Annotated in this window: 11 protein-coding genes; 5 read left to right on the top strand and 6 right to left on the bottom strand. The window is 67.1% G+C overall.

Annotated elements, in window-relative coordinates; all coding sequences use genetic code 11:
* Positions 1-38: 38 nt before the first annotated feature.
* A complete protein-coding gene (locus OG588_RS14340) occupies positions 39-275 on the bottom strand; it encodes an MbtH family protein (RefSeq protein WP_405947617.1) in 237 nt (78 codons plus the stop codon).
* Positions 276-586: 311 nt separating this feature from the next.
* Here OG588_RS14340 and argC point away from each other — a divergent pair, with 311 nt between their 5' ends.
* From argC to ileS, 5 genes are all read left to right on the top strand, one after another.
* Entirely contained in the window at positions 587-1,615 is a 1,029-nt protein-coding gene (gene argC, locus OG588_RS14335) for an N-acetyl-gamma-glutamyl-phosphate reductase (protein WP_405947616.1), read from the top strand.
* Positions 1,612-2,763, top strand: coding sequence for a bifunctional glutamate N-acetyltransferase/amino-acid acetyltransferase ArgJ (gene argJ / locus OG588_RS14330; protein WP_405947615.1), 1,152 nt, complete (start codon positions 1,612-1,614; stop codon positions 2,761-2,763). Before argC ends, argJ begins: the two co-directional genes overlap by 4 nt.
* On the top strand, positions 2,760-3,638 hold the full coding sequence (gene argB, locus OG588_RS14325) for an acetylglutamate kinase (RefSeq protein ID WP_405947614.1): 879 nt from the start codon (positions 2,760-2,762) through the stop codon (positions 3,636-3,638). The genes argJ and argB overlap by 4 nt, the downstream gene beginning before the upstream one ends.
* Positions 3,635-4,834 carry an acetylornithine transaminase gene (locus OG588_RS14320; protein ID WP_405947613.1) on the top strand — a complete coding sequence of 400 codons (1,200 nt, stop codon included), beginning with the start codon at positions 3,635-3,637 and terminating at the stop codon, positions 4,832-4,834. The genes argB and OG588_RS14320 overlap by 4 nt, the downstream gene beginning before the upstream one ends.
* Positions 4,835-4,993: 159 nt before the next feature.
* The gene (ileS, locus tag OG588_RS14315; RefSeq protein ID WP_405947612.1) at positions 4,994-8,122 is read left to right on the top strand and encodes an isoleucine--tRNA ligase; all 3,129 of its coding nucleotides are present in this window, start codon (positions 4,994-4,996) and stop codon (positions 8,120-8,122) included.
* Positions 8,123-8,190: 68 nt separating this feature from the next.
* On the opposite strand, the gene OG588_RS14310 is transcribed toward ileS, so the two are convergent.
* The 5 genes from OG588_RS14310 to OG588_RS14290 form a co-directional block, all read right to left on the bottom strand.
* Entirely contained in the window at positions 8,191-8,907 is a 717-nt protein-coding gene (locus OG588_RS14310; RefSeq protein WP_405947611.1) for a thioesterase II family protein, read from the bottom strand.
* 85 nt (positions 8,908-8,992) lie between these two features.
* The gene (locus tag OG588_RS14305; protein ID WP_405947610.1) at positions 8,993-9,949 is read right to left on the bottom strand and encodes a chlorinating enzyme; all 957 of its coding nucleotides are present in this window, start codon (positions 9,947-9,949) and stop codon (positions 8,993-8,995) included.
* Positions 9,950-9,954: 5 nt separating this feature from the next.
* A complete protein-coding gene (locus OG588_RS14300) occupies positions 9,955-10,227 on the bottom strand; it encodes a phosphopantetheine-binding protein (protein WP_405947609.1) in 273 nt (90 codons plus the stop codon).
* Positions 10,224-11,801, bottom strand: a complete 1,578-nt coding sequence (locus OG588_RS14295; RefSeq protein WP_405947608.1) for an amino acid adenylation domain-containing protein — start codon at positions 11,799-11,801, stop codon at positions 10,224-10,226. Before OG588_RS14295 ends, OG588_RS14300 begins: the two co-directional genes overlap by 4 nt.
* Positions 11,802-11,870: 69 nt before the next feature.
* The gene (locus tag OG588_RS14290; RefSeq protein ID WP_405947607.1) at positions 11,871-12,068 is read right to left on the bottom strand and encodes a ferredoxin; all 198 of its coding nucleotides are present in this window, start codon (positions 12,066-12,068) and stop codon (positions 11,871-11,873) included.
* Between the last annotated feature and the right edge of the window lie 143 nt (positions 12,069-12,211).

Genomic DNA, 12,211 nt, shown 5'->3' with positions numbered 1-12,211 from the left:
CGTGAAGTGCCCGGACCCGCCCGCACGATTGTGGCCTGCTACGCAGCGCTCGTGACCGAGGAATCGGCGGCCATCGCGTCCTGCAGACTCTTGGGGCGCAGGTCCGTCCAATGCGTCTCTACGTAGTCAAGGCACTCCTGCCGCCCCGACTCGCCGAATACAACACGCCAACCGGTTGGAACGTCGGCGAAGGTCGGCCACAGGGAGTGCTGCTCCTCGTCGTTCACCAGAACGAAGAACCTTCCCTCGTCGTTGTCGAAAGGGTTGCTGCTCATGGTCCCTCCAGGAATTCGATGCAGAATGGGAGCTTCGCGTAACGGAGACGCTGCAGGATGTGGGGAAGCATGTGGCGAACATGTGCGACCCAAAATACTGGCTCACACACCAGCTTGGCAGGATCATCTCGGCCCGCGCAATAGAGGAATGTCCGGTGGACAGGACAGGATTCCGCTGCGACACGCATCAGCATAAGAATGTCTACCGTTGGGTGACGAATTGCGTCGGCGTCCCTCATCATCCAAGTCGTAGAAAGAACACGGTTCTTAAGTCCGCGCACCGGCGATGCCGGGCAGCGGGAGGGGGATGAATGACCCTGCGCGTAGCAGTGGCCGGTGCCAGCGGTTATGCAGGCGGCGAACTCCTGCGGCTCCTGCTCAATCACCCCTGGGTGCGCATCGGAGCTCTGACCGCCGGCACCAACGTCGGCCAGCCGCTTGGACAACTCCACCCGCACCTGCCCGAGCTCGCCGACCGGCGTCTGCAGCCCACCACCGCCGAGGTGCTGAGCGATCACGACGTAGTGTTCATGGCTCTGCCGCACGGCACCACGGCCCAGTTGAGCCGGGAACTCGACGACATCCCGCTGATCATCGACTGTGGCGCTGACTTCCGTCTGACCGACGCGACGGCCTGGGCCCAGTTCTACGGCACCGAGCACGCCGGCACCTGGCCCTATGGGCTTCCTGAACTCCCAGGCCAGAGGGCCCTGTTGCGCGACGCCCGCAGAATTGCCCTGCCGGGATGCTTTCCCACCGTGGCGACCTTGGCCCTGTGGCCCGCCTACCAGGCGGGGCTGCTCACCCCGGTCGTCGACATCGTGGCGGTCACCGGCACCTCGGGAGCAGGAAGGACACTCAAGCCGCACCTGCTCGGAAGTGAGGTCATGGGCTCCGTCACGCCCTACGGCGTGGCCGGGGTGCACCGCCACACCCCTGAACTGCGGCAGAACCTGTCGGCCCTCGCCGGCGCCCCGGTCGAGGTTTCCTTCACCCCGGTCCTCGCCCCGATGACGCGAGGCATCCTCGCGGTCTGCGGCGCCCAACTCCTGGACGGCGTATCCGAGTACGACGTGCGCGAGGCATACACGAAGGCAACGGCCGGAGAGCGATTCGTGCACCTTCTTCCATCGGGTCAATGGCCTACCACAGCCGCTGTCGTCGGTTCCAACACCGCCCACCTCCAAGCTGCGCCCGACCCGCACCGGCAGCGGCTGATCGCTGTCGGCGCCATCGACAACCTCACCAAGGGAACCGCCGGCAACGCCGTGCAGTGCATGAACCTCGTCCACCGATTTCACGAACACATCGGACTGACAACCCTAGGAGTCGCTCCATGAGCATCACGGCACCGCAGGGCTTCACCGCGGCCGGCATAGCTGCCGGTATCAAACAGAACGGCAGCCCTGACCTCACCCTGGTGGTCAACAACGGACCGCGCAAAGCGGCAGCGGGCGTGTTCACCTCCAACCGCGTCACGGCGGCCCCCGTCGAGTGGACGAAGCGAGTCGTCGCCGACGGCGAACTGACCGCGGTCGTCCTCAACTCCGGCGGCGCCAATGCCTGCACCGGACCCGACGGCCGCGCGGACACCGCGGCAACCGCGCACAGGGCGAGCCAGGTGCTTGACGTGCGTCCCGACGACGTCGCCGTCTGCTCGACCGGCCTCATCGGCATCCGGCTCCCCATGGACCGCGTACTCAGCGGCATCGATCAGGCCTGCGCCGCCCTGTCGCCGGACGGCGGCCAGGCCGCGGCCATCGCCATCAAGACCACCGACTCGGTCCACAAGACAGCCGTTGCGCACCAGGACGGATGGACCGTCGGCGGCATGGCCAAAGGAGCCGGGATGCTGGCGCCTGGCCTGGCGACCATGCTCGTCGTCCTCACCACCGATGCCGACGTTTCCGCTGCCGTACTCGACGAGACGCTGCACGACGCGGTCTCCGTGACGTTCGACCGGGTCGACTCGGACGGCTGCATGTCCACGAACGACACCGTGCTCCTGCTCGCTTCGGGCGCCAGCACCGTGACACCGACCCGTGAAGTGTTCGCGGACGCCGTGCACACTGTCTGCGCCGACCTCGCCCGTCAGCTGATCGCGGATGCCGAAGGCTCCACCAAAGAGATACGCATCGACGTCGTCGGGGCCGCGAGTGAACACGATGCCGTGGACGTCGGCCGTGCCATCGCGCGCAACAACCTGTTCAAGTGCGCCATCTACGGCGAAGACCCCAACTGGGGCCGCGTTCTGTCCGCCATCGGCACCACCGATGCCCAGTTCGACCCGCACCTGCTCAACATCGCCATCAACGGTGTCTGGGTCTGCAAGGACGGCGCCGCAGGAGAGGACCGCGGCAACGTCGACCTCACCGGCCGCGACGTCGTCGTCACCGCCGATCTGGCCGCGGGCCGGCAGCGAGCCACGATCTGGACCAACGACCTCAGCGTGACCTACGTCCACGAGAACAGCGCGTACTCCTCATGAGCACATCTCCCTACGCGCCGGCACCCGAGGACCGAGCGACAACCGGACTGGGCGACATCGTCGTCATCAAACTCGGCGGCAGCACCACGATCGACGAGGACCTCAAGCGGGCCTTCGCCCACGATGTGGTGCGCCTGCACGAAGCGGGCCTGCTTCCCGTCGTCGTCCACGGCGGCGGACCTCAGATCAGCTCCGAACTCGCCCGCCAGGGCATCGCGTCCGAATTCAAAAGCGGCCTGCGCGTCACCTCCCCCGCCGCGATGCACGTCGTGCGCATGGTGCTCGCCGGACAGGTGCAGCGTGAACTCGTCGGCCTGATCAACCAGCACCGGCCCCTGGCCGTCGGTATGACCGGCGAGGATGCCAATACCTTCACGGCAGCCAGGCACCTCCCGGAGATCAAGGGCGAACTCGTCGACATCGGCAGAGTCGGCGAGATCACCCGCGTCGACCCCCGGCTTCTGGAGAGCCTGCTGGCCGACGGACTCATCCCGGTCGTCTCCTCCATCGCACGCAGCGTGGAGGACGAGGACGTGTACAACGTCAATGCCGACACCGTTGCCGCTGCCCTGGCTACCGCCCTGGGCGCCGGCCAACTCCTCCTGGTCACCGACGTCGCCGGGCTCTATGCCGACTGGCCGCACACGGATGACGTGTACGAACGGCTCACGGCCAAGGAGCTCGAAGATCTGCTGCCTGAACTCTCCGCCGGCATGCTCCCCAAGATGAGGGGATGCCTGAACGCGGTCCGCAACGGAGTACGCAGCGCACGGGTCATCGACGGCCGTGTCCGCAACGCAATCCGCACCACCGTCCTGACGGACCAGCCCATGGGCACCACGGTCGTACCGGATGTCCCCGGAGGGATGACATGAACGAGAGCGCCTCCCTGAGCACGCGGTGGCAGAACGTGATGATGGCCAACTACGGGACGCCCCGCACGGCGCTCGTCCGGGGAGCCGGCATCGCCTTCTGGGATGCCGACGGCAACAAGTATCTCGACTTCCTGGGCGGCATCGCCGTCAACGTCCTCGGCTCCGCGCACCCCGCCATCACCCGTGCCGTCACCGAACAACTCGGCAGGCTGGGACACGTCTCCAACCTGTTCATCGCCGAACCGCCGGTGAGCCTCGCGGAGACTCTGCTCGGGCTGACCGGACGCGAAGGACGCGCCTTCCTCTGCAATTCGGGCACGGAGGCCAACGAAGCCGCGTTCAAGATGGCCAGGTTGACCGGCCGCCCCACCATCGTCGCCGCTACCGACTCCTTCCACGGACGCACCCTGGGCTCCCTGGCGCTGACCGGCCAGTCCGCGAAGCGAGAGGCGTTCGAGCCCCTGCCCGGCGGTGTGCATCATGTTCCCTTCGGAGATGCGGACGCCCTCGCGGCAGCGGTCACCGAACAGACCGCCATGGTCCTCCTGGAGCCCATCCAGGGCGAAGGCGGAGTCATCGTGCCGCCGCCCGGTTACCTGGCCGCCGCCCGTGACATCACCCGCCGTACCGGTACCCTCCTCGCTTTCGACGAAGTGCAGACCGGGATCGGCCGCACCGGCCACTGGTTCGCACATCAAGCCGACGGCGTCGAACCCGACGTGGTCACCTTGGGCAAGGCGCTCGGAGGAGGCCTGCCCCTCGGCGCGGTCCTTGCCTTTGGCGAAGCGGCCGACCTGCTCGGACCCGGTACCCACGGGTCCACCTTCGGAGGAAACCCGGTGGCCTGCGCCGCGGCCTCGGCCGTCCTGGAGACCATCAGGGACCAAGGGCTCCTTCAGGCTGCCAAGCGCCAGGGCGAACGCCTCATGACAGGCATCGAAAGGCTTCGGCATCCCCTGATCGATCACGTAAGGGGCAGCGGCCTCCTGCAAGGCATCGTCCTCGCCCAGCCGTACGCGAAGAACGTCGAGGAGCTGCTGGAAACCTCCGGATTCCTCGTCAACGCCATCGCTGCGGACGTGGTTCGCCTGGCACCGCCCCTCATCGTCACCGATGCGGACGTGGACGCCTTTCTCCATACCTTGCCCGCCGTGCTGCACAAGGTGATCACTCGTGACGAGCAGCGGATCACCTGAGGCCGGACCCGTCCCCCGCGAAGTCCCAAGGTCCCAGGGATCTTAGACTCACACCGGACCACAGCCCCAAGTCGGCCTCCCAGCACCGGAGTTGCTTCGCCGGCGCTCTCCCTGGTTGCAGAGTTACCCGTCCGCACAGACCTCGCCGAAGGAACATCGATGACGCAGTACCGCCAGGTGCCCGCCCAGGTCGACCTGCCCGCGCTCGAGCACGCCGTGCTCGACTTCTGGCGCGAGCAGAAGATCTTCGCCAAGACCCTGGACCAGTCCGAGGGGCGCCCCGAGTGGGTGTTCTACGAGGGCCCGCCCACGGCCAACGGCATGCCGGGCGCCCACCACATCGAGGCGCGCGTCTTCAAGGACGTCTTCCCCCGCTTCCGGACCATGCGCGGCTACCACGTGGGCCGCAAGGCCGGCTGGGACTGCCACGGTCTCCCGGTGGAGCTGGCGGTCGAGAAGGAGCTGGGCTTCACGGGCAAGCAGGACATCGAGGCGTACGGCATCGCCGAGTTCAACGCCAAGTGCCGCGAGTCCGTGACCCGGCACACCGACGCCTTCGAGGCGCTCACGAACCGCATGGGCTACTGGGTCGACCTGGACGACGCGTACCGCACGATGGACCCCGAGTACGTGGAGTCGGTCTGGTGGTCCCTCAAGGAGATCTTCAACAAGGGCCTGCTGGTCCAGGACCACCGGGTGGCCCCGTGGTGCCCACGCTGTGGCACCGGCCTCTCGGACCACGAGCTGGCGCAGGGTTACGAGACGGTCGTCGACCCCTCCGTGTTCGTCCGTTTCCCGCTCACCTCCGGTCCGCTGGCCGGCCGCGCCTCCCTCCTGGCCTGGACCACCACGCCATGGACCCTCATCACGAACACCGCCGTCTCCGCCGGAGCGGACATCACCTACGTCGTGGCCACGGACGGAAAGGAAAAGGTCGTCGTGGCCGAAGCACTCCTGGCGACCGCCCTCGGCGAGGGCTGGGAGAGCACCGGCGAGACCTTCACCGGCGCCGAGATGGAACGGTGGAGCTACCGCCCGCCCTTCGACCTTGTGCCGATGGACGGCGCCCACATCGTCCTCAACGGTGACCACGTCACCACCGAGGCCGGAACCGGCCTCGTCCACACCAACCCTGCCTTCGGCGAGGAGGACTACAAAGTCTGCAAGGCCTACGGGCTGCCCCTGGTCAACCCGGTGCGCACCGACGGCACCTTCGCACCCGAACTCGACCTGGTCGGCGGGCAGTTCTTCAAGGACGCGGACGACACCGTCCTCAAGGATCTCAAGGATCGCGGTCTGCTCTTCAAGCACGTGCCGTACGAGCACAGTTACCCGCACTGCTGGCGCTGCCACACCGCGCTGCTGTACTACGCGCAGCCCTCCTGGTACATCCGCACCACGGCCGTCAAGGACCGCCTCCTCCAGGAGAACGAGAACACCAACTGGTTCCCGGACACCGTCAAGCACGGCCGCTACGGCGACTGGCTGAACAACAACATCGACTGGGCCCTGTCCCGCAGCCGCTACTGGGGCACCCCGCTGCCGATCTGGCGCTGCACGGAGGACCACCTCACGGTCGTCGGCTCCCGCGCGGAACTGACCGAACTGACCGGCACCGACCAGTCGGGCCTGGACCCGCACCGCCCGTTCATCGACGCGGTCACCTTCGCCTGCCCCCAGTGCGCCGGGACCGCCACCCGCGTGCCCGAGGTCATCGACGCCTGGTACGACTCGGGCTCGATGCCGTTCGCACAGTGGGGCTACCCGCACAAGAACAAGGAACTCTTCGAGTCCCGCTACCCCGCCCAGTTCATCTCCGAGGCCATCGACCAGACCCGCGGCTGGTTCTACACACTGATGGCGATCGGCACCCTCGTCTTCGACAAGTCCTCGTACGAGAACGTCGTCTGCCTCGGCCACATCCTCGCCGAGGACGGCCGCAAGATGTCCAAACACCTGGGCAACACCCTGGACCCGATCCCCCTGATGGACCGCCACGGCGCGGACGCGGTGCGCTGGTTCATGGCCGCCGGCGGCTCCCCCTGGGCAGCCCGCCGGGTGGGCCACGGCACCATCCAGGAGGTCGTCCGCAAGACCCTCCTGACGTACTGGAACACGGTCGCCTTCCAGGCCCTGTACGCCCGCACCTCCGACTGGGCCCCCAGCACGGCGGACCCGGCCCCGGCCGACCGCCCCGTCCTGGACCGCTGGCTCCTGTCCGAACTCCACGCACTCACCGACCAGGTCACCCAGGCCCTGGAGTCCTACGACACCCAGCGCGCCGGCAAACTCCTCTCCGCGTTCGTCGACGACCTCTCCAACTGGTACGTCCGCCGCTCCCGCCGCCGCTTCTGGCAAGGCGACAAAGCCGCACTGCGCACCCTGCACGAAGTCGTCGAAACGGTCACCCAACTCATGGCCCCACTCACCCCGTTCATCACCGAACGCGTCTGGCAGGACCTGATCGTCCCGGTGACCCCGGGCGCCCCGGAGTCGGTCCACCTGTCCTCATGGCCGGAGGCGGACCTGACCGCCATCGACCCCGAGCTGTCCCAGCAGATGGTCCTCGTACGGCGCCTGGTGGAGCTGGGCCGCGCCACGCGCGCGGAGTCCGGCGTCAAGACGCGCCAGCCGCTGTCCCGCGCGCTGATCGCGGCCACGGGCTTCGCCGCCCTGGACCGCGAACTGCACGCGCAGATCACGGAGGAGCTGAACGTCGAGGGCCTCGCCTCGCTGAGCGAGGTCGGCGGCTCACTGGTCGACACCACGGCCAAAGCCAACTTCCGCGCCCTGGGCAAACGGTTCGGCAAACGCGTCCAGGACGTCGCCAAGGCCGTCGCGAACACGGACGCCGCCGCCCTGTCCCTGGCCCTGCGCGAAGGCACCGCGACCGTCGAAGTCGACGGCGAGACCATCACCCTGGCCCCCGATGAGGTGATCATCACAGAGACCCCGCGCGAAGGCTGGTCCGTGGCCTCCGACTCGGGCGCGACAGTCGCCCTCGACCTCGAAATCACCGAGGAACTCCGCCAGGCAGGCCTGGCCCGCGACGCGATCCGCCTGATCCAGGAATCCCGCAAGAACAGCGGCCTGGACGTCGCCGACCGCATCGCCCTGCGCTGGACCTCAACCGACCCCACCGTCATCGCGGCCCTGTCCGAGCACGCAACCCTGATCGCCGACGAAGTCCTCGCCACCGACTTCACCCAGGGCGAAGCCGACAACACCTACGGCACCCCGTTCACCGACGAAGGCCTATCCCTGGTATTCCGCCTCCGCAAGGCATAGCCACCAACCCTTCCCAGACGTATGGCCCGGCCCCTGAGAGGGCCGGGCCATACGCGTTCCTGCCTGCCTCAGCGCCGCACAGCTGCCAGATGGTCGGCAACGACGGCTGCCACCTCGCCGGCGTCCTGCTGAAGATAGAAGTGGCCGCCCGGGAAGCGATGAATCTCCGTCCTGGAGGTCGAATTCAGGCGCCACTGCTCCAGCTGCTGTGCGCTGAAGACGTCGTCCGAACCGCAGCACACCACGATGTCCGCCTCGGTGACGATGCGCCGCTGCTTGCGCAGGAAGGACGCGGACAGAGCGAAGTCGGCCCGAAGCAGATTCGCCGCCCGCGTCCGCAATTGCGGATGATCGAGTATCTGTCGGGGCACGGCGCCACCGGACGCCGCCGTGATGCGGAAGATCTCCTCGTCGTCGGTCAGCAGAGCCGACCCGTCGAAGGGCAGTACGGCGCCGACCGGCCCGGAGTTGGCCGACGCGAACAGCGTTGAGCACCGGACTCCGCCCTCCGTCTCCTCGAGTCGGGAGGCAAGGGCCAGGCCGAGGTAGGCGCCCAGACTGTGCCCGAAGACGGCGAACTCACCGTCGATCCTGCCGATGTGCCGCGCCAGGTGGTCCACGGCGTCGTCGGCTGTCGTCACCGGCGCCTCGCGCCACGAACGGCCGCGCCCGGGAAGGTCCAGGGCGATGGGCTGGATCTGCGGCGGCAATGCGGCGATGAGGGCGTCGAACACTTTCGCCGACCCGCCCGCATGGTGGAGCAGGATCAGGGGGAACGGTGTCATGCGGCTGCCTCCTGCGGGCGTGGCTGACGGGCGGAACATCGAGCAGCGTGGGGGGAGACGGGCGGACCGTTCCCCCTCCGCCTGGCTACATCTGCTGGTGCGGTACGAACGAGAAGCCGCGCTGACTCTCCTTCGCGACGCGGTTGTGGCCGTACTCGTCGGTGCCCGAGACGAGGACGGTGCCGTAGTTGTCGAGGGTGATGCCGCCGCCGTACTCGTTGACCGCGTCGGTGCCCGGGTAGACCTGTACCTGTGCGGGCACGAACCGTGTCGCGTATCCCATCCGGTAGTCCTTCTTGCCGCCGGTGTGCGGCAGGGAGGCATGCATGAGCGTCGACCAGAAGATGACGCACTCGCCGGGCTTCATCACGAGCGGGAAGGCCTGCGTCTCATCGGGGCTCCAGTCAGGGTCCTTCTGGAGCTGACGGTAGTCGTAGCCGAAGAACCCGCGCTTGACGCCGTCCTTCTCCCGGGCGTTGAACGCGTCGGCTTCGTATGCCATGCCCTTGGACTCGTCGTAGTTCATGTGCTTGTGCGTCCCCGGCATGAGCTGCAGACACCCGTTCTCCTTGGTGGAGTGGGTGAACGCGGTCCACACGGTGATCGTGCCGCCGAACGCCGGCAGGCCGTCCTCGGACGGCCAGACGATCTGCGGGCTGCCGCTGGCGTGGGCGAACGTCGCCGCCTGGTGCCAGTCGGTGCCTTCGTCGCCCTGGAACTTGGGGAAGAACTCCGAACGCCAGCACAGGAGGTCGGGACCGAGGATCGACGCGACCCGGTCCACGATCTCCCGCTTCATGATGTGCTCGGACAGAAGGTCGATGTCCAGGTGGCGGTCGTAGTTGGAAATGCTGCTGGCCTTGCCGGAGCCTTCGGGGTAGATCGCATGGGAGCGGTCGCGCAACTCCCGCTGGATGGTCTTCCAGCGGTTCTCCATATCCTCCACTTCGTAGATCTTGATGGGGCCGATGAAGCCGTCGCGCTCGAACTGATTCAGTTCCCGCTCGCTGAGCGAATAAGTGAGAATCTCACTCGTTGTCATGTGTGTCAGCCGTTCTGCGTAGTGGAGTTGAGGTGGCTTACTATGCTGCCCGCCGCTTCACCGATGCTCTTCTCGAAGAGCAGTTGCAGGTCGAGCTCTGCTCCGAACGTGTCGAAGACGCGTTGGTTGAGCTCAGCGGCGAGCATTGAATGGCCGCCGAGATCGAGGAAGTTGTCCTGCGCGGACGCGGGCTCCTCGAGGATTTGCGCTGCCCATTCGACGACCATGCGCTCTACCGCTACGGGGTCATGTACGTCCCGTGATGCCATGTGGCTCATCTGTGTTGTGTCTCCTCTTTCCATGACCGAGCGATTGCGGCTCGATCCACCTTTCCGTTGACCGTGCGCGGCAATTCCGCCAGTCGCAGATAACGCGCAGGGTGCATATAGGACGGGAGCAAGGACTTCATGTGCTGCCGTATCTGCTGCGGTTCGAGGGCGGGAGTGTCGTCGCCGGTGACGTAGGCACAGACCAGACGAGTGTCCGAGGCCTTGAACTCGTGGAGGGTGACGACCGCGTCCAGGACTGCCGCATGTCGTCGCACGGCTGCTTCGACATCACTCAACTCGATGCGGTAACCGCGGAGCTTGACCTGCAGGTCAGCCCGTCCGTCGTAGACAAGGCCGCCGTCCTGTGCACGACTGACTAGGTCGCCGGAGCGGTAGTAGCGCAGCGTTTCGCCCGTCACGGGGTCGGCCGCGGCCGGGAACTTCTCGGCGGTGAGTTCAGGCCGGTTCAGATAGCCGTCGGTGACCTGCGGTCCGGCCAGCCAGAGTTCGCCCTTCTCACCCGCGAGTACCTCGTGGCCCTGCTCGTCGACCACTCGGATACGAAACCCCGGTAGCGGATCCCCGATGATCGACGTGTCGCCGGCCAGGTCGTCCTCGGTGACCTCGTGGAACGTCGTGAAGACGGTGGTCTCGGTGATCCCGTACCCGTTGACCAGCCGCGGGCGGGCCATTCCGTACTGCTTGGCCCAGGAGCGCAGCGAAGGCGGAGACAGCTTCTCTCCTCCGAAAATGACATAGCGAAGCTGGGGCAGAGCCGTCCCGGAGCGGGCCGCCGCATCGGCCAGCGCCGCGAAAGCTGTGGGCGTCTGGTTGAGTACCGTGATGCCGCGCTCAGCGATCAGACGCAGGCTTTTGTCCGGGGACCGCGCAGCCCACTGCGGCAACACGACCAGCTCCGCGCCCGTGCCCAGCGCGCCCCACATCTCCCAGACGGAGAAGTCGAAGGCGATCGAATGGAACAACAGCCACCGGTCGTCGGTGGTGAAGTCGAAGACGCTGGCGGCGCCGTCGAGAAGCGCCTGCACATGGTGGTGCCGTACGGGAACTCCCTTGGGTTCGCCCGTTGTCCCCGAGGTGTAGATGACGTAGGCCGTGTCATCGTCGCTTGGACCTGGTCCGGCCGGGCCTGCCGTGTCACCGGTCCGGCAGGCGGCGACCACCTCCTCTTCGGTGACGAGGGCGCCGATGTGGCGTGGGGGAAGCGCCTCGCCCCACGAGCCCACGAGCGCACGCGCCGCGCTGTCCCGCGCGATGAACTCCCGGCGGGCCACCGGGTGGCGGACGTCGAGCGGCACGTAGGAGGCGCCGCACTTGAGAATGCCGAGAACGGTCGCGACGGAGGCTGCCCCCGGGGACATGCGCAGCACGACCCGATAGCCCGGCGCCACCCCGCGGGCGCGAAGGAGACCCGCGACGGAGTCGGACCAGGTGTCCAGCTCCGCGTAGGTGAACCGCTTCTCCTCCTCGGACAGGGCAATACGCTCCGGCCAGGCGCTGACGGAGGCATTGAACCGGCTTACCAAATCCTTGGGGCCGCCCTGCTCCCACCCCTCTTCGCGCATCGGTCGCACCGTTCCCCTCCCCTTTCGTTGCTTCGTCGCGGCGGGACGTGCTGTGGTCCCGCTGCTGTGTCAGCGGAACGTGATCGCGCCGGACGGGCACAGGTGGACGGCCTCCTGGACAGCGCTCTGCTCTTCGTTCGGCGGCCTCTTCTGCACGACCCGGACGATTCCGTCCTCGACGCGTTGATCGAATACACCCGGCGCGGCCAGTACGCACTGGCCGGCCCCCACGCAGACTTCGGTGTCGACTTCTATATTGGGCAGCATGAATAGTCCCCTCGCTCACCTGAGTTGCTTGCGGATACTGCATCCGAAAGCATGGTGCTGGACCTGATGGCATTTCGGGAAGGGCCTCTTCGAGGAGTGGCGATCTGTGCGAACCAATGCCACCGGAGAGCACACCGTACCAA

The sequence above is a fragment of the Streptomyces prunicolor genome (assembly GCF_045162825.1).
GTDB lineage: Bacteria > Actinomycetota > Actinomycetes > Streptomycetales > Streptomycetaceae > Streptomyces > Streptomyces prunicolor.
This window is presented reverse-complemented; position numbering and strand designations above follow the sequence as displayed.

Excerpts from the sequence above, each read along its gene's own strand:
- OG588_RS14340 (WP_405947617.1), bottom strand. The coding sequence starts at position 275 with ATGAGCAGCAACCCTTTCGACAACGACGAGGGAAGGTTCTTCGTTCTG.
- argC (WP_405947616.1), top strand. The coding sequence starts at position 587 with ATGACCCTGCGCGTAGCAGTGGCCGGTGCCAGCGGTTATGCAGGCGGC.
- argJ (WP_405947615.1), top strand. The coding sequence starts at position 1,612 with ATGAGCATCACGGCACCGCAGGGCTTCACCGCGGCCGGCATAGCTGCC.
- argB (WP_405947614.1), top strand. The coding sequence starts at position 2,760 with ATGAGCACATCTCCCTACGCGCCGGCACCCGAGGACCGAGCGACAACC.
- OG588_RS14320 (WP_405947613.1), top strand. The coding sequence starts at position 3,635 with ATGAACGAGAGCGCCTCCCTGAGCACGCGGTGGCAGAACGTGATGATG.
- ileS (WP_405947612.1), top strand. The coding sequence starts at position 4,994 with ATGACGCAGTACCGCCAGGTGCCCGCCCAGGTCGACCTGCCCGCGCTC.
- OG588_RS14310 (WP_405947611.1), bottom strand. The coding sequence starts at position 8,907 with ATGACACCGTTCCCCCTGATCCTGCTCCACCATGCGGGCGGGTCGGCG.
- OG588_RS14305 (WP_405947610.1), bottom strand. The coding sequence starts at position 9,949 with ATGACAACGAGTGAGATTCTCACTTATTCGCTCAGCGAGCGGGAACTG.
- OG588_RS14300 (WP_405947609.1), bottom strand. The coding sequence starts at position 10,227 with ATGAGCCACATGGCATCACGGGACGTACATGACCCCGTAGCGGTAGAG.
- OG588_RS14295 (WP_405947608.1), bottom strand. The coding sequence starts at position 11,801 with ATGCGCGAAGAGGGGTGGGAGCAGGGCGGCCCCAAGGATTTGGTAAGC.
- OG588_RS14290 (WP_405947607.1), bottom strand. The coding sequence starts at position 12,068 with ATGCTGCCCAATATAGAAGTCGACACCGAAGTCTGCGTGGGGGCCGGC.